17 protein-coding genes are annotated in these 22,708 nt (G+C 33.6%); 9 read left to right on the top strand and 8 right to left on the bottom strand.

The genetic code is table 11. The annotated features are described in order from the left end of the window. Window positions 1–5 precede the first annotated feature (5 nt). Window positions 6–545, top strand: a complete 540-nt coding sequence (locus P2W65_RS24760) for a hypothetical protein (RefSeq protein WP_289662366.1) — start codon at window positions 6–8, stop codon at window positions 543–545. Between the two features lie 29 nt (window positions 546–574). After that, on the top strand, window positions 575–1,477 hold the full coding sequence (locus P2W65_RS24765; protein WP_289662367.1) for an N-acetylmuramoyl-L-alanine amidase: 903 nt from the start codon (window positions 575–577) through the stop codon (window positions 1,475–1,477). A 363-nt stretch (window positions 1,478–1,840) separates the two neighbouring features. On the opposite strand, the gene P2W65_RS24770 is transcribed toward P2W65_RS24765, so the two are convergent. The 8 genes from P2W65_RS24770 to P2W65_RS24805 all read right to left on the bottom strand — a co-directional run bounded on the left by P2W65_RS24770 (window position 1,841) and on the right by P2W65_RS24805 (window position 14,111). Then, complete coding sequence (locus P2W65_RS24770; protein ID WP_289662368.1) at window positions 1,841–2,929, bottom strand: outer membrane beta-barrel protein; 1,089 nt, start codon at window positions 2,927–2,929, stop codon at window positions 1,841–1,843. Window positions 2,930–3,517: 588 nt separating this feature from the next. Continuing rightward, window positions 3,518–4,483 carry a glycoside hydrolase family 5 protein gene (locus P2W65_RS24775; protein ID WP_289662369.1) on the bottom strand — a complete coding sequence of 322 codons (966 nt, stop codon included), beginning with the start codon at window positions 4,481–4,483 and terminating at the stop codon, window positions 3,518–3,520. 11 nt (window positions 4,484–4,494) lie between these two features. Next, entirely contained in the window at window positions 4,495–5,727 is a 1,233-nt protein-coding gene (locus tag P2W65_RS24780) for a glycoside hydrolase family 27 protein (RefSeq protein ID WP_289662370.1), read from the bottom strand. 123 nt (window positions 5,728–5,850) lie between these two features. Next, window positions 5,851–6,825, bottom strand: coding sequence for a T9SS type A sorting domain-containing protein (locus tag P2W65_RS24785; RefSeq protein ID WP_289662371.1), 975 nt, complete (start codon window positions 6,823–6,825; stop codon window positions 5,851–5,853). 180 nt (window positions 6,826–7,005) lie between these two features. Then, window positions 7,006–8,088 carry a hypothetical protein gene (locus P2W65_RS24790; protein WP_289662373.1) on the bottom strand — a complete coding sequence of 361 codons (1,083 nt, stop codon included), beginning with the start codon at window positions 8,086–8,088 and terminating at the stop codon, window positions 7,006–7,008. Between the two features lie 17 nt (window positions 8,089–8,105). Then, window positions 8,106–9,704 (bottom strand): RagB/SusD family nutrient uptake outer membrane protein, encoded by a 1,599-nt coding sequence (locus tag P2W65_RS24795; RefSeq protein ID WP_289662374.1) that lies wholly within the window; start codon window positions 9,702–9,704, stop codon window positions 8,106–8,108. 11 nt (window positions 9,705–9,715) lie between these two features. Further along, window positions 9,716–12,913 (bottom strand): SusC/RagA family TonB-linked outer membrane protein, encoded by a 3,198-nt coding sequence (locus P2W65_RS24800; RefSeq protein WP_289662376.1) that lies wholly within the window; start codon window positions 12,911–12,913, stop codon window positions 9,716–9,718. Between the two features lie 319 nt (window positions 12,914–13,232). Further along, complete coding sequence (locus tag P2W65_RS24805; protein WP_289662377.1) at window positions 13,233–14,111, bottom strand: AraC family transcriptional regulator; 879 nt, start codon at window positions 14,109–14,111, stop codon at window positions 13,233–13,235. A gap of 307 nt (window positions 14,112–14,418) precedes the next feature. On the opposite strand from P2W65_RS24805, the gene P2W65_RS24810 reads away from it, so the two are divergent. From P2W65_RS24810 to P2W65_RS24840, 7 genes are all read left to right on the top strand, one after another. Next, on the top strand, window positions 14,419–15,555 hold the full coding sequence (locus tag P2W65_RS24810) for a glycoside hydrolase family 26 protein (RefSeq protein ID WP_289662378.1): 1,137 nt from the start codon (window positions 14,419–14,421) through the stop codon (window positions 15,553–15,555). 36 nt (window positions 15,556–15,591) lie between these two features. Further along, entirely contained in the window at window positions 15,592–16,980 is a 1,389-nt protein-coding gene (locus tag P2W65_RS24815) for an MFS transporter (protein WP_289662379.1), read from the top strand. Window positions 16,981–17,010: 30 nt separating this feature from the next. Further along, window positions 17,011–18,201, top strand: coding sequence for a glycoside hydrolase family 130 protein (locus P2W65_RS24820; RefSeq protein WP_289662380.1), 1,191 nt, complete (start codon window positions 17,011–17,013; stop codon window positions 18,199–18,201). A 6-nt stretch (window positions 18,202–18,207) separates the two neighbouring features. Further along, window positions 18,208–19,398, top strand: coding sequence for an AGE family epimerase/isomerase (locus P2W65_RS24825; RefSeq protein ID WP_289662382.1), 1,191 nt, complete (start codon window positions 18,208–18,210; stop codon window positions 19,396–19,398). Between the two features lie 34 nt (window positions 19,399–19,432). Then, window positions 19,433–19,981, top strand: coding sequence for a carbohydrate binding domain-containing protein (locus tag P2W65_RS24830; RefSeq protein WP_289662384.1), 549 nt, complete (start codon window positions 19,433–19,435; stop codon window positions 19,979–19,981). A gap of 6 nt (window positions 19,982–19,987) precedes the next feature. Next, window positions 19,988–21,235 carry a glycoside hydrolase family 26 protein gene (locus tag P2W65_RS24835; RefSeq protein ID WP_289662386.1) on the top strand — a complete coding sequence of 416 codons (1,248 nt, stop codon included), beginning with the start codon at window positions 19,988–19,990 and terminating at the stop codon, window positions 21,233–21,235. A 149-nt stretch (window positions 21,236–21,384) separates the two neighbouring features. Next, a complete protein-coding gene (locus tag P2W65_RS24840; protein WP_289662388.1) occupies window positions 21,385–22,674 on the top strand; it encodes a glycoside hydrolase 5 family protein in 1,290 nt (429 codons plus the stop codon). The last annotated feature ends 34 nt before the right edge of the window (window positions 22,675–22,708 follow it).

The raw sequence follows: 22,708 nt of genomic DNA on the forward strand, positions 1-22,708 counted from the left end.
CTTTTATGAAACTTACACAAAACTTAATTATTTTGGTTTTTACTTTATTTTGTTTCAACTCTGTTTCAGCACAATACGGTAATGGTTACTACAACAATGGCTATGGTAATGGTTACGGAAGAGGCGGCGGAATGGGAATGGATAGAAGTATGATGGCAGGGCAGCAACAAGGAACACCAAGTAAACCAAAAGAAATTCCTGTAGAAGAGACCGCTGCAAAAATTGTAGATGCAATGAAGCCTGAAGTAAAACTGGACGATCTTCAAGCTATAGCAATTACAAATGTTCTTGCAGACAGTTTAAGAGAGCAAGGTATCTTATTGAAAAATGAAAGCAGCAACCAAGAACAAAAAATAGAACAAATAAAAGCCTTGAGAGAAAGCACAGATAAAAAAATAAGTGCATTCCTAAATCCAGACCAAGTTGATAAGTACAAAACTTTTATGGAAACCTTTAAAGAGGTGAAAAAAGGAAAATCAAAAAAGAAAAAAGATAAAGAGGATACTAAAGAAGTAAAAGAAAATACAGATACGAAAACTGAATAATAATCGTTTAAACTTATAAACAACGTATTATGACAAAAAAGCATTTTTGTTATCTGATTTTGGCTGTTATTGTCAGCGCTTGCTCAACGAATCCTTATAAGAATACTGAAAAAGCGTACGATCAGCAGCTTAAAACTCTTGAAAACCAAATTACCAGTAAAGAAACACAGCCAATTCCTGCTGCAAATGTTGTTATTGATACCACTTACGCTCAGCAGTTGAAAATTGTAAAAGATACATTATCTAAAACAAGCTCAACTTATCTGCAAAATGGAATTAATACGGAATGGATAGGCACGGTAAACTTTAATTTAAGAAAACCAAGCTTTGTTATTATTCATCATACTGCTCAAGATTCATTGCAGCAAACGATAAATACTTTTACAAAAACCAAAACTCAGGTTAGTGCTCATTATGTGATCTCTGAAAATGGAAAAGTAGTTCAGATGCTTAATGATTACCTTAGAGCTTGGCATGCAGGAAATTCAACTTGGGGAAAAGTAACTGATTTAAACTCCTGCTCTATTGGAATTGAGCTTGACAACAATGGTTTTAAACCTTTTACAGAAGCACAAATCAGCAGTTTAGTCGCTTTATTGACAAAATTGAAAAAGGATTACAATATTCCAACTCAAAACTTCATAGGTCATGCCGATATTGCTCCAGGAAGAAAACAAGATCCAAGTGCATTGTTTCCGTGGAAAACACTTGCAGAAAAAGGCTTTGGAATCTGGCAGGACGAAGTTTTAGAACCTGCGCCATTTGATTTTAAAATTGAACCTGCGCTAAGAATTATTGGCTATAACACCAAAAATCTTACTGCAGCAATTCAAGCATTCAAGTTACATTATATTCAAACAGATACAACCTCAACTTTAGATAGAAAAACAATTGATACTATTTATTCTATCTACAAGAAACAAGTTCAATAAATAATATAAATTGGTTTAAAATATACAACGCATTTCTAATAAGGAAATGCGTTTTTTTATTTATATAATCAATCAACTTGAGAAAAATAATAAGAATATGGTGCGCAAAAAGATGCACTGCAGAGTATCTCTACAGTAACAAATACAACAAATAATATTTTTTCACAGTTATAATCGATTTAACAATGTACAGTTGCAACTTTCACTTCTAGCTTGTAACTCTTAACCTCTAACTCTTAACCTCTAACTCTTAACCTCTAACTCTTAACCCCAAACTCATAATTCTTAAAAATAAAAAAGCTGCCAAAACATTAATATGTTTCGACAGCTCCAAAAAAAAAAAAAAAATATCAATCTTTATCTCTAGAAAGAGTATGTTGTTGCAATTAAAGCATAGAAGCTTCCTCCTGTTGGCAATGCATCTTTATCTAAGAATATATCTTCAGACGCTGCATCGTATCTTAACTCAGGAATAATTGTAAGTTTTCCAACTTTATAATTTAAAGAAACTGTGTTTGCAAATACACTAGATCCTGTTAATGTTCCCATACTTGGTGCCGCATCTTTAGCATCAAAATATTCCATTCTGTAAGCCAATAATAATGATGGGCTGAAAGAATAATTAGCATATCCTACTAATGAAAACCATTCTCCATCTAAAGCGCTATCAAAATCATTTGTTGTTTTTGCATAAGTCGCATTTAATCCAAGAGAGAAACTATCACTAATAGTTTTAGACGCAGTCAAATCAAACTGAGTTTTATTCTCATCTGACACCGGAATGATACTTCCTGGTATTGCATTTGTACTTCCTGTTGTAAAGTTCAAATAAGCACTTCCTGTATCACCAATATATCCAACTTGTCCAATGAACGTTTTTTGGTAAGATCCCGCATCCATAGCCGATTTAAAATCGGTTGGATTTGTTAATCCTAACATCGCTGTAAATTTCCCAGAAGTATACTGAGCTTTTACACCTGTATTAAAGAACGGCCCGTATGAGAAAGCATACGACATACTGTAGTTTTTGTTATCTACAGCATCTAAAACTTCATATCCTATATGAGTTCCGAAACTACCCGCAACGAACTTAAATTCATCCGTTACATTATAGGTAAAATACAACTGTTTAATTAAAAATTTTGCACTTGCATCTTTATCCGGTGTTTCATTATACGAAAACTCTGCTGCTCTTTTTCCGAAACCTAAGTCTACAAAAACAGAAGCTTTTCCGAACGTATGACCTGCTTCTATCGACGCCATTCCTAATTCGAATGAATTTTGTGAGTTGGTGAAGCTCGTTAATCCATTCATTTGTTTTGAAAAATCATATTTATAGTACGCATCTGCAGAACCTCCCCATGTGGTTGCTGGAGCGGCTGCTTCCTCTTCTTGGGCAAAGGCAAAAGAACTTGTTAACATCGCGGCTAAAATGTGAAATGCTTTTTTCATGTTTTAAATTGGTTTTTAGTTATTAAATTGATTCTGGTTAGTTAATCTTTTATATATCTATGTAATAGTATAAGTCATTTCTAAAACCTTTCATGCGCCTTCAAATCATCATCATTTTCATTAGCGAATTTATTAACTTTTGTATCATCAGAATAATTCAAAACAGCTTTTTTGACGTTTTGAGTGAAGAATTACGGATTACAAAAATTAAATTAACAATAATCGTTATTTGATATTATTCTTTAATTGTTTTTGAAAATTCAATAACAGTTTTACACATAAAAACACCCAAAAACACACATTAAAACAAAAATCAACCTTATTTAAAAACAAAAAACATTAAAAAAATACACTTAAAAAACATTTACCCCCTAAAATTTTAGGGGTAACAATAAAAAATTAAAAAACAAACCTATTTACAAATAACAAAAAAAGCCTAAACTCAAATACAAAATCGAAGAAAACAATTCTTACAAAAAAAAGATATCAAAAAACACTAAAATCACAGGCAATCTTAAGAATCAAAAACTGAGTTACAATAAAAAAGCCCACTCTTATTTTGAGCGGGCCATCCTGTTTATTCTTTTATTATTCCGACTTATTATATTTTCTTAAATACTCTCGGACTTTTATTCCAGACTCTTTTAAATCTTCATCTTTCCATTTTCCTTCAGATCCAGCAGTTTTCTTTAAAATCGAACATGTTTCGTCTTTATCCGATACAGACCAAGTAATCCAACTTATTTTTTTAGCTTCCATCCAATCAATATAATCCTGCCAAGCTTTATAATTTAACGGTCCATCTCCAGAAGCTTCCATTCCCGCTGATTCTGATACGAAAACCGGCAGACCGCTTTTTATCGCTGCATCAGTTCTATCTCTTAATTCTTTTCCGTGTGTTGCCGCATAAAAATGCATTGTATACATTATATTAGTATAGCCTGTTATAGGATCCTCAGCAGGAAGATCAATATCTTGATCCCAATGAGGACAGCCTACTAGAATAATATTATTGGGATCGTTTTCTCGAATCACCCGAATTACTTCTTCAGCATAATTTTTTACTTCCCACCAAGTCTCATAATCGGGTTCATTAAATACTTCATATATAATGTTAGGATACTTGGCATATTTTTTTGACATTTCTGCAAAAAACTCTTTAGCTTCTTTTAAATTTATATTATGACTATGCCAATCTATAATTACATAGATATCTGATTTTATAGCACCTTTTACCACCGCTTCAACCTTTTCTTTTGAAAACTGTGGATTATTTATATACGAAAGATCTCCAAGTTCTACCCCCATTGCAGCACGAACTATATTACAATTAAAATCTTTCTTAAGCCAGTTTACTGCTTTTTCATTATAAAATCTTGGCCACAAACTATGCCAGCCAAAACTCAAACCTCGAAGAACAATTGGATTATTATTCTTATCTACTAACTGTGTTCCTTGAACACTTAGCTGTCCATGTTTTTTTACAAACTGGGCTTTTGAAGCGTGTACAAAAATCAAAAGAAAAACAATGACATAATAAAGCTTAGATTTCATAATACATTTTTTTAAGGAATTAATTTTAAAGTAACCACATCATGCGAAGCTATTGTAGTACTAAATATTTTTTTCGTATTTCCTGCTTCTTTATTTTTCCAAAGATCTTTTATTTTGAAGGTTGTTTTTGCAAAATCTGCTTCATATCCAAAATCAACATCTTTAAAATTGTTTTTATTCCAATCAAAATTGACTTTCTTCACTGTTTCTGTTCTATTTACAAAAGTCACTGCCCAAGCTCCGTCTGAAAGCGGTTTTAGCCATACTTCTACTCCATCTAAAATAGCATATTTAAATCCTTGAATTCCTAATTTATCTTGATTTACAGATAGCAATTCTTTATTCGTTAAAATTGCCAAAGTTTCTTTAGACATCTTTCTATAATCATTTCCTGTAAATAATGGAGATGCCAACATACACCACATTGCAAAATGTGTTTTATCTTCAGTAGCATTCATTTCATTTCCAACTTCCATCATATCAAAATCATTCCAATGATCTGGTTCCGAATATTTACGAATATCTTTTCGCATATCGGCGATTTTCATAAATCCCCAAGAAGACCAATTTTCAGGATGTTTGAATTCGCAGTCAAAACAAGGATAAATATCTCCCGAAATTCTCCAAAGATTTCCAATTGGTTTTCCCCATTCCCATGGCTGATTGTCACCCCATTCGCAAAGACTGAAAACAATTGGTCTGCCAGCCGTTTTCAGCGCATTACTCATAGTTGTATAAGCTTCTTTAGCCGTAATTCCTTCTGTATTACACCAATCGTATTTTAGAAAATCAATTCCTAGTTTCGCATAAAATCTAGCATCTTGATACTCGTAACCTCTTGTACCAGGATAACCTGCACAAGTTTTTGTTCCTGCACAATTATACAAACCAAATTTTAACCCTTTATTATGCACATAATCAATCAACGCTTTCATTCCGTTTGGAAATTTTATTGGATCTGGCACCAAATCTCCATTTTCATCTCGCTCATGCGTCATCCATCCATCATCTAACACAATATAATTATATCCAGCGGTCACTAAACCAGACGAAACCATAATATCTGCTGTTTCCTTTACTAACTTTTCATCAATATTGGTTGCAAAAGTATTCCATGAGTTCCAGCCCATTGGTGGCGTCATGGCAAGTCCATCAAATTTTCCTCCCTGTTGTTTATGCGTATTACCTTGGCCGAAACCAAAACTGGCTAAGCTTAAAGCAATCAATAATAATGTGTTTTTCATTTTATATTATTTAATATTTATAATGCAAAGAATTTATTCAATAATTAATACTCTCTGACGAAGTAAAAAACTCCATAACGATTGGCTCGAAATGGAGTTCTTTATTAACAAGAAAAAACCATACTAAATTACGACTAGGTTTTTTGTTTTTACAATTCCATTTGCGTACGTTACCTGAACCACATACATTCCCGCAACCAAAGATGCTCCTACAGCCGTTTTAAGAGCATAAGCTGTACTTGAATTTGTTAGTGAAAATGAACTTACCAAAACACCCGAGTTATTATAAATTCTACAAATTCCAGTAGCCGCTTGAGTGACTTGTGGAGCCACTATTGTAATATAGCCATTGCTATATGGATTTGGCGATACTGTAATTTCGTAATTAACTTGTGGCGTATTGTTACTGCAATTCGTCAAATTCAAGGAAACAGAATTACTATAAGAGGTTGCACTTACTGAATTAGACATACAACCTGAAGTCCAAGTTGTATAACTTATATCATACAAAAAATAGGGCTGGCCATTTAGTGGCAACTTCAACTCAAATACATTTTTAGACGTTTGTGTGATAATTATACTTGAGTCAGGTGTTCTTGGTGTTATGCTAAAATTAGTAGTAGGACTTGGATCTGGATTTGTTGCAACATTTAGAGTTATAATATGATATTGTGACGTACAATAATCACTTGTTTTAGTTACAACATAACTTGGCGGTGTTGGCGCAGTCGGAGTTGAAAAGTTAAAGTTTGGTGTTGTATAAATAACAGTGCTCCCTAAACTAAATGTCGCAAAAATATAAGATGGCGCACTAATTATATTTCCCGATTTAATCACTACTTTACTAAGAGATTTAGGCGATGGATCTCCGGAGAAAGTAATTCCGGAATCAGTACTTGCGTACCAATTTACAGCATCATAAGTTGTAGAAGCAGGCGGATTCACGATAGTATAACTCGGACTACTCGCTATACAATATGGATTATTTCCTGTAATTACCTGAGCTTGGCCAATAAAAGCCATTAACAGAAAAAAAATGTTTAGTAAAATAAAATCTCTTTTAATTGTAATCATACTTGAAAGTTTGTTGTTTTTCATAATTATTATTTTTGAGGTTAAAAATTAGGTAATACATAACATGAGCGTTGCCTTTTTCAAGCATCAACACCCGCAACTTTTCATTTAGAATATTTTTGGAGAAACTTTTGTTGGAGAAAAAAACTCCATTCCGAACTATCGAAATGGAGCTCTTCTCAAACTAACATCAAAACATTATACTTATTCTTTTAATGTAAATCCTATATTATCAATATAGAATGTATTTTCTACACCATCTCCTTTGTCAGTTGCAGATCTATTTTGAAATGTTATATTCTGCACACGATCTGTATTAGTTAAAACAGACCAAGGAAGATAAAATGTTTTCCATTCTGTCGTAACATCAAGTATTGGCGGATTATTATCCCAATTCCCATTAAAAACAAAACTAAGTTTTCCAGGTGCTTTTGCTTTAATAGCTACATGTAATCCTGAGAAAGGAGTAAGTTGATCATACCATGACCAGTTTCCTTGCAGACTTCCCCATGGATCCATTTTTTTTGCGATATAAGTTGTCCCTTGTTCTGCTGTATCATTTACTTCGTAAGTAAAATTATTCCAAGATGGAAAATCTAACCCATAATAAGAAACATCATCAAATATGGCACTTCCAATTGCGTACGCAGCTTTTGTTTCACCTGATATGTTTGCCACAGCAAGAGTTCTTAAATCTGCATTTGCAGGAACTTTTATAACAATTTTCTCTAATGTAGAAGAAACTACCGTTACTGGAACCGCTTCTTGTGTTTTAGTTTTAGCAAGTGTAACTATAGGATTTAAGAAATATTTCCCTTTGATTGTTACTTCCTGTCCTTCAGTTGCATTTACAGGATTAAAACCTGACACTGTAGGTACAGGTGGCGCAATAACGAAATCAAAAACTGCCGTTCCACTTTGCGTTATTACTTTTAACTTATTAGATGAATTAGCATAAGGCGTATTTTCATCAATTAATACTACAATATCTGTATCTGTTACAAATGTTGGACGAAAATAGCTTTCATAATCATTAAAGGTAACTTTTGTAGCCGTCGTAAATCCTTTACCATGAATAACATAATACATTTTTGGGTAACCAAGAGTAACTGGTTCAAAAGGCTTAATACTACCATCGGTCTCATAACCAGTAGGAGAAACAGATTCAATAACGGGAGGACCTGAGTAAGCTGATGCACTATCATCATTTGAGCATGAACCCAAAAAAACTAAAGATAGTACCAGGGTAATGCATGCTACTAGCGAAACAATTTTTATATTTTTCATGTTTTTATTTTTAAAAATTATTTAAAAGTATACGGTACTACTTCTTTTAATTTTGGATTTTTAATTAAATCATCTGCTGGATAAGGCAATAGAAGATTTGTCGCTGTAATTGTAATATGCTTTTCAACCAATCTATTCCCTCTGTTTTGCGCTTCTAATATTGCTTTAGCTTTAGCAAATGGCAAACGTCCTAAGTCAAAGTAATAATCTCCTTCACACGCTAATTCAGCACGTCTTTCTTTAAAAATATCATCAAAAGAAATAGATGTTTTTTCTGGAACACCTGCTCTTCTGCGCACTGCATTGAAAGAAGCAAGAGCTCTTGGATCTGAAGTACTACCTGTTTGTGATCCTAAAATTGCCTCAGCATGGATTAATAGCAATTCTGCATAACGCATCATATAACTATTCATACTGCTTTCTCCATTATACTGCGGATTAAATGGCCCTGTAATTGGCAGATTTTCTTTTCCTATTACGTATTTTTTCAATCCTGCTCCTGAGTTTTGAGCTTCGTACTTAATATCAAATGTATATCCTAAAATCAATTTAGCATCAACTTCAAGCGTTTCAGCATAAGTTAAATTTGGATAATAGTCTCCAGGCAACATAAAGGTTTCTATTCTTCTCTTATCATTTTGTTCGTAAACATTTTTGATCAAATCTTGTGATGGAGCAATCTGACCAGAATAAGTAGTTTCTACCAATCTATTTTCAGGAGCAAATAAGGTATTAGAAAAATTTCCATCAAAATAAGTCCCATTTCCGTTCCACTGCCAAGCAAAAATAGACTCTTCATTATTATTGTTTTTCTGAAGCCATAAATCAGCAAAAGATTTTGTCGGCAAAGCATCGCCTCCTAAAAGTTTAAACTCGCCACTATCAATAACTTCTTGAGCTAAAGCCCTAGCCAAATCATATTTTTTCTCATATAAATATACTTTAGCCAAAAGTGCTTTTGCAGATCCGCTTGATACATGTGCATTTGCAGCATAATTGGAACCTCTATTTTTAGTTCTACAATTAGCAATTGCAAACTTCAAATCATTCTCAATAAATTTATAAACATCTTCAACAGGATTACTTGGTATTACAAAATTTAAAGAATAATCACTATTGTTCTCAATGATTGGCACATTTCCATATAATCTAACCAAGAAGAAATAAGAGAAAGCTCTAATAAAATGTGATTCTCCCATAGCATTATTCAACGCTTCTTTACTCACATTTGGACTAACATTAGAAGGTAGACTATTAATGTAGGCATTAGAATTTGCAATGGCTCCATAACAAGATCTCCAAGCATCAGAAACAAAACTTTGAGAATTTGTAAAACTTAAATCCGTAAATTTTCCAAAATCATTATAAACATCTGCATACATATTACCTGAGATTACATCTGTAATTCCATAAAATGCAGATTTATTCATATTAAACCACACCAGATGATATAAACCGTTTGTTGCATTATCAAGTTTCACATCTGAGTCGTAATAATTTCCAATAGTAGGTGTTGCTTCTGCAGGAACATCTAAGAAATCCTGAGAACAAGAAGACGATAGTAACAACAGCATTGTCAAACCAAACGCACTGCTTCTTTTTAGTATATTTTTCATATTAATTCGTATTAAAATTCAACATTAAAACCAAAACTGATTTGTCTCGGAACAGGATAACGACCGTTATCTACACCAGATAATAAAGCATCTTGGTTATAAGAACCTACCTCAGGATCATACCCTGTGTATTTTGTCCAAGTAAATAAGTTTTGACCAGAAGCATAAATTCTCAATCTTGATAATTTTAATTTAGAAATCATATCAGAAGGTAATGAGTATCCAAGAGTTACATTTTGAATTCTTAAATAAGAGCCATCTTCAATAAAACGTGATGACACCGCATTATTAACATGGTCATAACTTGAAGGTCTTGGTAGACTGCCATCAACATTTGTGGCAGAATAAAAATCGGATGCTTCTGTTAAATAATTGGTTCCCAGAAAACTATTCAATGTACCAGACATACGAGTCAAGTTCATTAATTTATTGCCCGCAGTTCCTTGAACGAAAATAGACAAATCAACATTTTTATATTTAAAGTTATTCGTGAATCCGTAAGTAAATTTTGGATTTGGATTTCCAATTACTTTTAAATCGTTTTGATCAATTACACCATCATTATTGATGTCTTTATAAATTACATCTCCCTTTTCGAAATTTGGCATTAATGAGTTTGTTCCATTTTTCAAAACCACTTTATTACCATTAGCATCTGTGTGACCATAAGTAGTCAAATCTGCATCTGTTCTATAAATACCCAAAGCTTCATATCCTACAAACGAACCAATCGGCAGACCTTCCTGAGTTCTAGAAACTGTTACTGTGTTATAAGACAGCGTACCCATTGTTTTCACAATATTTAATCCTGCCATATTCGTAACCTCGTTTCTGTACTGAGTAAAATTCAAACTCGAATTCCAAGTGAAATTATCTGAAAATTTTTCAGTGTAACCAAGTGTAATCTCTATACCTTTATTTTTCATGCTTCCTAGATTAAAGTAAGGAGGATTTACACCACCTTCATAATCACCACCTCCTGAAAGAAAATTTGGTAAAGGAACCTGATACAAGAAGTTTTTAGATACTTTTTGATATAAATCTACTGAGGCTGTCAACTTAGAATTAAACATTGTGAAATCTAAACCTAAATTGGTCTGATCCTGAGTTTCCCATTTCAAATTTCTATTTTCTGTATTTGATGGTAAAAAAGAAGTCCCCATAGAACTATTTACGACATGCAAATTAGATTCATATAAGTTATTACCAATTTGGTTATTACCTGTTTGTCCCCAACCTACTCTTAACTTGATATTATCAACATACTTTTTGGTACCTTCCATAAAAGACTCATTAGAAAGCTTCCAAGAACCACTAGCAGAACTAAACACACCCCATTTGTTTCCTGTATAAAATTTTGAAGATCCATCTGTTCTTATCGAAGCTGCGATTCCATATTTATCTCCATAATCATAAACTACCCTTCCTAAATAAGAAGCCAAAGTTTGAGTTCCAGAATAAACACCGCTTGTTACTGCTTTACTCAAGTCTGACCCAGAAAGTGTTTTGTTGTTGTTATCAGTATATCCTTCTGCAGTAATCGAATATCCTTCCCAATGCGCTCTATTTGACTCTTGCACAGCCAAAAGTGTAAAATTGTGTTTTCCAATCGTATTACGATAGGTAAGCATGTTTTTTAAGTTCCATGAATTACCGCTAGACGGATTGTAAAATAAGTTAGCGAAACTTTTAACCGCATTTCCTAAAGAATACATAGGATCAAATCTTTGTCCTAAGTTATCATATATGTATCCACCCGCTTCAAAACGATATTCTAAGCCTTTTACAATATCAATATTCGTATAAAAGTTTCCAGAATAATTTTTTCTAACTAAAGTATTAGATCCTAATAAAGAAGTGGCAACTGGATTTACAAATGAAGTATTTCCTCCTGCAGGTGGCCCAGAAAAAGCCCCAGACAATTCTCTTACGGCAACATCTGGAGTCGCCAGTAATGATGTAGCAACCACTCCGTTAAATTGACCGTTCAGCGTTAATTTTTCGTCTGTAATTGCACCACTTACGTTAACTCCGACTTTAATAAATTTATTAACTCTTGCATCGATATTAGATCTGAAATTGTATCTCTTGAACCCTGATTCAATTACAATACCTTCTTGATCTAAAACACCTCCTGAGATGTAATAATTAATTCCTTCTTTACCTCCTGAAAAAGACAATTGATTCGAAGTCATTATTCCTGTTTCATAAATTGCATCTTGCCAATCTGTTCCTTTACCCAGAACTTCTGGATGAGCAAATTCTGGACGTTTTGACAAAGGATCATATACATCAGCCAGAGCATTCTGGTGTCTTGCATAATCTTGCAAGTTCATTGAATGCAATTTTTTAGGAAGGTTACTTATGGTATAAGAGTTTTCGAAAGAGAGTTTCCCTGTCCCTTTTTTTCCAGATTTTGTAGTAACAATAACAACACCATTTGCTCCTCTAGAACCGTAAATTGCTGTAGCAGAAGCATCTTTCAAAATATCAATAGATTCAATATCATTTGGATTAATAAGCGCCAATGGACTCTGAGTAATATTTCCGTTGTTAGAGAAATTGGTATTCCCTTGTGCATTTCTTCCAGATGTGGAAGAGTTTCTCGCATCTCCAGAAATTGGCACACCATCAATTACATACAAAGGCTCGTTAGTCCCAGTCAAAGAAGATACACCACGAATTCTAACAGAAACGTTACTTCCCGGCTCTCCAGAGTTACTATTTACGACTACCCCTGCCGCTTTTCCCTGCATCATCTGATCAAAAGAAGCTACTCGTAAATTTTCAATATCTTTAGAAGAGATACTAGAAATTGCACTATTTACATCTTTTCTCTTTTGAGTACCATATCCAATTACAACTACATCTTTTAAATCTTCAGCATTTGATTTTAAAATTACATTTATAGTTGTTTTACCTTCTACAGCTACCTTTTGCGTGGTAAATCCAATAAAAGAGAATAATAATGTAGAATTTGCAGGAACATCGATAGAATATTTACCATCAAAATCCGTAGAAACTGTTGCTTTAGAACCTGCAACTGATACATTTGCACCTGGAATCGATAATCCCTTTTCATCTGATACTGTTCCAGAAACCTTTACTTGAGCCGTAATAAAATTACTGGTAAGTAATAAAAATAATATCAAAGGAACAGCTCTGTGGTTAGCCTTCCAATGAATGAGGTTAGTCATTAGTTTTTTCATAATAAATGTTTGGTTAGTTTAAATTTGTTGATTGCCATATAATAAAAGAGAGCAAAATTCAGGGTATATTTTTCTCTTAAATTATTTAACAAATCTATAACAGAGAGAATTATCAAATCGATAATATTATATCATTTAATGATAATATTTTTACTTTAAACGGATAAAAAAACACATATCAAAATAAAACGCATTAAAAATTACATTATTCTTAATAACAATCCTCAAAAGAACCTAAACCATACATAAAAAACAACAAAAACCGAAAAATCAAACGTTTTCGTTAAAAATAATATTTGTTAGTGATAAAAAAGTATCATTACAAAATACGTTTCAAACCAGAAAAGTCTTCTCTATACTGACTAGGCGTACAATTTTTTGTTGCCTTAAAACTGCGATTGAAGTTCGCAATATTATTAAAACCTGATTTAAATGCAACTTCAGAAACACTCATATCTTTTTCTACCAGCCAGCGTGCCGCATAACCAATTCGAATATCATTAATGTAATTCACAAACGTTTTTCCTGTACGTTTTTTAATAAATCGGTTAAAAGAAATAATAGACATACTGGCTACATTGGCGACATCTTCTAAAGTGATTTTTTCTGCAAAATGTTTCTGCACATATTCGTAAACTAATTTCATTTTATCATAATCATCAAAAGTATCATAGTCTACTGTATAAGTAGAAAGAAGGCGCTGATTTCTAGAATTTGCCAGATCATATAATAAAGAAGTAATCTCTAAAAAATAATCCATTCCATCTAATTTCGATAACCTCACAAGCCTTGGAGTCAATTCCTCTGCCGTTTTCTTAGAAAAAAGAATACCATGAATAGAGCGATTAAACATATCGCGAATAGGGTTCATAATACGTCTTGACAATAAAGATTCATGAAATAAATCATTATGAAATTGAATTGTTATTTCATGAATTTTTTTACTCGTACATTTATTAAGTTCCCAGCCATGATATAAATTTGGCCCAATCAAAACCAATTCGACACTATCAATTTCTTCAATATTATCCCCCACAACTCTCTTCACACCTTTTCCGTTTAAAATAAAATTAATTTCAAATTCGGGATGATAATGCACAGGAAAATCAAAGCTGTCTTTTACGCGATCAAAAACCAAAAAACTATCACCAGCCGAAAGAGGCGCAATTTCTCTATAAAAATTTTTTGTTGTACTCATCTTAAAAACTATTTTCAGGAAAGCAGTATTTCGCTTTTTTAACTGCAATAATATGATATATAATTGATAAAATAATATTAATTACACGATATTCATCCAATTATCTTTGAAAAAATAAATTATCATTTCTTTAAAAAGAGCTTTAATTATAAACATTAATCATTTTTAATCGAATATCTTTTTATAGTTTTAATAATTTTAGAGACAAATCGCTAAAGAATTTCAGACCGGAATAACCAAACGGCTTTAAAATTATAAATCATTGTATCTTTAGCATTTAGCTCCATTAACAAATAAAAACCCGACAATGAAAAAACATTTTATCATGCTTCTAACAGCTGTATTAATTGGCACTTCCTGTGAATCACAGAAAAAACCAAGTGATACAAATTTGTCACTTTCAGATAAAAAAGCAACTTCAGAAACTAAAACACTTTATAAAAACTTATACATACTATCTCAAAAAGGTTTTCTATTTGGTCATCAAGACGATCTAGCGTACGGAGTAAAATGGAAATATGAAGATGGACGAAGCGATATAAAAGATGTTGCTGGCGATTATCCTGCCGTTTATGGATGGGACATTGCAGGCTTAGAGAAAGACAATCCTAATAATATAGACGGTGTTCCTTTTACCAAAATGAAGCAATATATTATTGAGGCCAATGCAAGAGGCGGGATTTCAACCATAAGCTGGCATTTTGATAATCCTGCAACAGGAAAAGATGCTTGGGATCATACTCCAAATTCGCTGAAAACAATTCTACCTGATGGAGAAAATCATAAAAAATTCACTTCTTGGTTAGACAAAGCAGCAGTCTTCTTCCTGTCTTTAAAAGATAAAAACGGAAAAAACATTCCGATTCTCTTCAGACCTTTTCATGAACTTACCGGCGGATGGTTTTGGTGGGGAAAAGGAAATTGTACTCCTGAAGAATTTAAAACGGCTTGGAAATTCACCTTCGACTACCTTCAGAAAAAAGGCGTTCATAATCTAATTTATGTTTACAATACAGGTAGTTTTGGCACTGAAGCCGATTTTCTAGCCAACTATCCTGGAGATAATTATGCTGATATTTTAAGTTTTGACACTTATCAAAACAGCAATGACCCAAATGGAGAAAAATTCATTAGTGAAGTTCAAAAACAATTTAAAATCCTAAATAAAATAGGCACTGAAAAACACAAATTGATTGCATTAGCAGAAGCAGGTTACGAAGCCGTACCAGATCCAAAATGGTGGACAGGAACTTTATTAAAAGCAATTGGAGATTATAAAATTTCTTATGTCTTATTATGGAGAAATCATGGCTGGCAGGAAAAAGAGCAAAAAATGCATTACTATGCTCCATTTTCTGGACAAGTAAGCGAAAAAGATTTTGTCGATTTTTATAACCTAGATAAAACTATATTTGAAAAAGACATTCCAAAAAAATTAAAATAACTGCCCAAAATAAATTAAAACCTTAAAAAATAACCAATGCACGACAAAATTAGTTTAAAAGAAAAAATCGGTTACGGTCTTGGAGACGCTGCTTCATCTATGTTCTGGAAAATTTTCAGTATGTATTTACTCTTTTTCTATACCGATGTTTTTGGATTAGCGCCTGCTGTAGTAGGAACTATGTTCTTAATTACCAGAATCTGGGATTCTTGCTTTGATCCAATTGTTGGAATTCTAGCTGACAGAACCAAAAGCAAATGGGGAAAATTTAGACCATACTTGCTCTGGGTTGCTATACCTTTTGCCGTCATTGGAGTTTTAACTTTCTACACACCTGATTTTGATGAAAAAGGCAAAATCATTTATGCCTATGTTACCTATTCTTTAATGATGATGATTTATTCTTTAATCAATGTTCCTTACGCTTCACTTTTAGGCGTAATGTCTTCTGATCGAAAAGAAAGAAATACACTTTCCTCCTACCGAATGGTTTTTGCTTTTGGCGGAAGTTTATTAGCGCTTTGGTTAATTGAACCTTTAGTAAATTACTTCGGAGGAAATCTAAATTCTAAATCAGGCTGGCTGTCAACAATTGCTGTTTTCGGATTCATTACAACTATCTTTTTCTGGGCTTGTTTTGCATTCACAAAAGAAAGAATCAAGCCTATTGCAGACGAACAAAATAACCTAAAAGAAGATTTAAAAGATCTTTGGAAAAACAAACCTTGGTGGATTTTACTTGGCGCTGGAATTGGAGCATTGGTTTTCAATTCTATTCGTGACGGTGCTGCGGTTTATTATTTTAAATATTATGTAAGCAGTGCTGTCAACTTTGATTTTTCACTTTTTGGAAGTGATTTTCATATGACACCAACTTCAATTTATTTGGTTTTAGGACAAGCAGCAAACATCATCGGTGTAATAATCGCGACACCAATTGCTAATAAAATTGGTAAAAAGAAAACGTTTTTTGGAGCTATGGCTTTAGCTGCAATTCTAAGTCTCATTTTCTATTTATTCGGGAAAGAAGATATTTTTCTAATCATGAGTTTTCAGGTTTTAATCAGTATTTGTGCGGGCTGTATTTTCCCTTTAATCTGGTCCATGTATGCTGACAGCGCCGATTATTCTGAATGGAAACAAGGACGAAGAGCAACAGGATTGGTTTTTTCAGCCTCATCAATGTCACAAAAATTCGGCTGGACAATTGGTGGTGCTGGTGCTGGATGGCTTTTAGGCTATTTTGGTTTTCAGGCTAATGTGGAACAGAGTTTAACAACTCAAAACGGAATTCAATTAATGTTAAGCATACTGCCAGCAATTGCTGCCGCTATTTCAGTTGCTTTTATAGCATTTTACCCTTTATCAGAAGAAAAATTACAAATCATAGAACAGGATTTAAACGAAAAGAGAGATCAAAATTAACAAACAATACAGATAAAGAAATCAATTTATATGACAACAATAACATCTTCGGCGACTTTTCAGGAAAGAAAATCGGCATTAGAAAAAGAACATAAAGCGCTGATTGAGCTTAAAAATACTCCAGAACAAACGGCTGGAAATGGTATATATGAACGTTATAAAAACCCTGTTGTTACTGCAGCGCATGCTCCTTTAAACTGGCGTTTTGATTTTAACGAAAATACCAATCCTTTTTTACAAGAAAGAATCGGCATCAATGCGGCTTTCAATGCTGGTGCAATGAAATGGAAGGGGAAATATCTTCTGGCTGTTCGTGTAGAAGGAATTGACAGAAAATCATTTTTTGCGATTGCCGAAAGTCCAAACGGAATTGATAATTTCAAATTTTGGGATAAACCTTGTATAATTCCGCAGACTGAAGATCCAGATACAAATGTATACGACATGCGTTTGATCCATCACGAAGATGGTTATGTGTACGGTATTTTCTGTACGGAAAGAAAAGATCCAAAAGCACCAAAAGGCGATACAAGTTCGGCTGTGGCCAATGCAGGAATTGTACGTTCTAAAGATTTAATAAACTGGGAAAGATTACCCGATTTAATTTCGAATACAGGTCAACAGCGAAATGTTGTACTCCATCCAGAATTTGTAAACGGAAAATATGCTTTATACACACGTCCACAAGATGGTTTTATCGATGTTGGATCAGGAGGCGGAATAGGTTTAGGTTATGTAGAAGACATGAAAAACCCAATTGTTAAAGATGAAAAAATCATTTTTGGAAAACAATATCATACCATTTATGAATTGAAAAATGGTTTGGGACCAGCTCCAATTAAAACTTCAAAAGGCTGGTTACATCTAGCACACGGAGTTCGTAACACTGCTGCAGGATTACGTTATACACTGTATATGTTCATGACCGATTTAAATGACATTACAAAAGTAACACATGTTCCTGCTGGACACTTTATGGGGCCGGAAGGTATTGAAAGAGTTGGTGACGTTTCGAATGTTTTATTCTCTAATGGATGGATTGAAGATGAAGACGGAACTGTATATATATATTATGCTTCTTCAGATACCAGAATGCATGTAGCAGCTTCCACTGTAGACAAACTAGTTGATTATGTTACAAATGCTCCTGCCGATACTTTTGTTTCTGCAGGTTCTGTTCAAACCATTATCAATCAAATCGAAAGAAATAACGCAATTTAAAATATCGTGTCATTACAATCAAAGCTTTTAAAATCAGAACTAACCGCGGAACTAGATTCCATATTAAATTATTGGTCAGAACGTACTATTGATGATCAAAATGGCGGTTTTGTTGGACAAATCGATTTTAACGATCATATCATTGTAAATGCAGAAAAAGGTTCGGTTTTAAATGCCCGAATTCTTTGGACTTTTTCTGCCAGTTATCAAATCACAAAAAACGAAAACCACAAAAAACTGGCAGCGAGAGCATTTGAATTTCTTTCGGCTTATTTTTATGACACACAATTTGGAGGTCTTTTTTGGAGTATTAACGAGGATAAAACTCCAAAAGACACCAAAAACCAGATTTATGCTCTAGCCTTTGCGATGTATGGATTATCTGAATATTATGTGATTTCGAAAGAAGAAAAAGCACTGGAAATAGCTAAAAATCTATATCAAAAAATTCAGGAACACAGTTATGATCCTACCAACAAAGGTTATTTTGAAGCTTTTACCAGAGATTGGCAGCCGATAGATGATTTACGCCTAAGCGCCAAAGATGCCAACGAGAAAAAAACCATGAATACACATCTTCATATTATTGAAGGTTATGTGAATTTATATAAAGTCTGGAAAGACGAAAAACTGCTTGAAGTTATTATTGAACTTCTGGAAACCATTGAAAAATATTTCATCAATACCGAAACAGGACATTTACGCTTGTTTTTTGATGAAAACTGGAAAGAAAAACCAGATGTTATCTCATACGGGCATGATATCGAAGCGGCTTGGCTTTTACAGCAATGCGCCGAAATTTCAGGCAATGAAACTTTGATTGCAAATTACAAAAAACATGCTGTTCAAATTGCCGAAGCAACCAAAGAAGGTTTAGACACTGATGGAGGTTTGTGGTACGAGTACAATCCTGAAAAAGAGGAATTGATAGCAGAAAAACATTGGTGGCCTCAAGCCGAAGCTTTAATTGGTTTTTACAACGCTTATCAATTAACAGGAAAAGAAGAATATCTGGATATTGTTTACAAGAACTGGAAATTCATAAAAAAACATATAATCGACCAGCAAAACGGAGAATGGGTTTGGGGAGTTTACCCTGACTATACTGCAATGAAAAAAGACAAAGCCGGATTCTGGAAATGTCCCTATCACAACGGACGAGCTTGTATAGAACTTATGCAGCGAATTCAAGATTAATTTCATTCATTTCTAATTCTAATTTAAAGTCGTTATGAAACATTTTTTTCTTTTTAGTTTATTGCTAGTCTCTTTACTAATTGATGCACAAACCAATCTCCTAAAAAATGGAGGTTTTGAATATGACTTAACCAATTGGAACGGACAAGAAAATGGTGCGCTTTCTCCTTATGATAAAAAATCAGGAAAAAACAGCGCTTTAATTAATCAGTATACTGGCGCAGAATGGAGAGCATTTGATCAAACTGTTTCGTTAGCAAGAAATACCTATGCAGTAGAATGCAGTGCCTGGATGAAAGCAGAAGGCATCGAAAATCAAAAAGAAGATTATAAAGCAGCCGCAGTAATTATAGAATTTACAAATAGTGCAGACAAATCAGTCGGTAGTGAAACAATCGCTCGAGCAAAAGGAACAACTGATTGGGTCAATTACAAAAAAGCTATTAAAGTGCCCTCAGACGCAAAAAAAATCAGAGTAATGCTGGCTTTGGCACAAACAAACGGAACCGTATTTTTTGACGATATAAAAGTAACCACACTTTCTGAAGAAGAATTTTCAAAATTGAATTCAGAAACAAAATAAACTAAAATGAAAAAATCAGTTTTAAAAACCCTATTGTTGAGCTTCTCCATTTTGGTTTTAGCAGGATGTTCTTCAGATAATGATTCGAATAACGAAGTCATAGTCGATCCGCCGACACAATATGATCCTTTGACAACATCAAATGTAACGACTTATATGGTTGATCCAAGTGCAACAGCAGAAACCAAAGCTTTATTTTACAATTTAAAAAAACTAGCACAGACCAAAACCGCCATTGGTCAGCAAGATGCTTTCAATAGTTTTTACCAAGATGCCGGAGGAGATTCAGATATCAAAAAAAATACAGGTTTTGATCCTGCTGTTTTAGGTTCTGATTTTATGTTTATAACAGACAAAAACAATAACGAACAAGCTAACAACTGGTTCTACCAGCAGGAACAAAAAATTACCGCCGATGTTAAAGCCGCTTACGCGAAAGGAATAATCAACACCTTCAGCTGGCATTTGAGAGAACCTAATAAAGAAGAATCTTTTTATGCAGCTGATATGACTCCTGAACAAAAATCGACTGCTTTTAGAAGTATTCTTCCAGGCGGAGTTAATAACGAATGGTACAAAAAGAAATTAGATAAAGTAGCCAAAGTTATTCTAAATCTAAAAGGTTCAAATGGCGAATTGATTCCTGTAATTTTCAGGCCTTTTCATGAATTTGATGGAAGCTGGTTTTGGTGGGGAGCCGATTTCTGCACCGCTGATGAATATAAAAAGGCCTATCAATTTACCGTTGATTACTTAAAAAACACAAAAGGAGTTCATAATATTCTCTATGCATTTTCTCCCGATAATTCGTATACAACATCCGAAGGATATTTAAGTCGTTATCCTGGAGACAAATACGTTGACATATTGGGAATGGATAATTATGGCGACTTTAACAATCAAGGAAATGAAGGTGTTAGAAAAGCTAATGCTAAACTAAAAATGATATCGAATATGGCTCTTGATAAAGTAAAAATTGCTGCTTTAACTGAAACAGGCTATCAAATCACTGCAACTACTTCACCTGTTCCCAATTGGTTTTCTAGCAATTTGTACAATGCGCTGCATGATAATCCCACATTTGATCTTCAGATTATATCAATCAGCTATGTGATGTTTTGGAATAATACTAAAGATGGCTATTATGTTCCGAATGGAACTGTTTCTAATGCAGGTGATTTTAAAACATTTAGTTTAAAAACTAAATCTGCGCTGTTAAATTCCCTGCCGAAAATGTATGAAATGCCGAAATAGTTTTTTGTTTCAGGTTTCAGGTTCACAATAAAACGCGTAAAATAACGGACTGCCCTAGCCCCGATAGAAGTGAAAATCCTTTTTGTGGCGGGGTTCGCCACAAAAAGATTGTAACGGATAGCGGGATTAGCTCGATAAAAATATAAACTATGAAAACTAGATTTTTAAAAACACTTTCTTTCTCACTGATTTTTGCTGTAATAGCTTGTCAGGCCCAGGAAAAAATTACCGTAAAAGGAAACCAGTTTTACAAAGGCAACAAACCTTATGCTTATATCGGAACCAATTATTGGTATGGAAGCATGCTGGCTTCAAAGAAAATTGGTGATCGAAAAAGACTGATTCGTGAACTGGATTTAATGAAGAAAAATGGAATTGATAATTTACGTATTCTTGTAGGTGCTGATGGCGGAAAATATGATTTTACAGTTCGTCCTGCCTTACAATATGAACAGGGAAAGTACGACGAAGATTTATTGGATGGATTGGATTTTCTTCTTAATGAAATGCAAAAACGAAATATGTATGCCGTTTTATACTTAACCAATAATTGGGAATGGTCTGGTGGGATGTCGCAATATTTAGAATGGAATGGAAAAGGCCCAGTTCCAGTTCCTGCTATTCCCCCAAATACTTGGCCTCAGTTTATGTCTTACACAGAACAATTTCACAGCTGTGAACCTTGTATGGAAGCTTTAAATAATCATGTGAAGTTTATTATTGGAAGAACAAATGCATACTCTAAAAAGAAATACAACGAAGACAACACAATTATGTCGTGGCAGGTTGGAAATGAACCTAGACTTTTTACGGTTGAAAACGAAGTGAAATTTACCAAATGGCTCAATAACATTGTAGATTTAATTGACAGTTTAGACAAAAATCATTTGGTTTCAACAGGTTCTGAAGGAAAAAACAGCTCCAACGACAGCATGGAAATCTTCGAAAGAACGCATCAAAACCCTAATATCGATTATTTAACGATGCACATCTGGCCTAAAAACTGGAATTGGTTTAAAGCAGACAATGCTGAAGCTACAATGCCAAAAACAATTGAAAATGCTGGTAAATATATTGATGATCACATCAAAGTGGCTAACAATCTAAAAAGACCCATTATCATCGAAGAATTTGGTCTTCCGAAAGAAAATGAAAATCTGAAGGCGGGAGCTTCTTCTGTTTACCGAGATAAATTTTACAGCTATATTTTTGGAAGAGTTGCAGAAAGTGTTAAAAATGGCGGGCCGTTGCAAGCAGCAAATTTTTGGGGTTACGGCGGTGAAGGAAAAGCCATTAACGAAACAGGAAAATGGAATCCAGGTGATCCTTTAACAACAGATCCTCCGCAAGAACCTCAAGGATTAAATTCTGTTTTCAACGGAGATAAATCAACTCTCGAAATTGTAAAAAAATACAATTTAGAATTAAAGAAAAAGTAATTTTATTTCCAACATATAAGTGATATAAGTTCAT

Origin of the sequence: Flavobacterium panacagri (genome assembly GCF_030378165.1) — a bacterium.
Lineage (GTDB): Bacteria > Bacteroidota > Bacteroidia > Flavobacteriales > Flavobacteriaceae > Flavobacterium > Flavobacterium panacagri.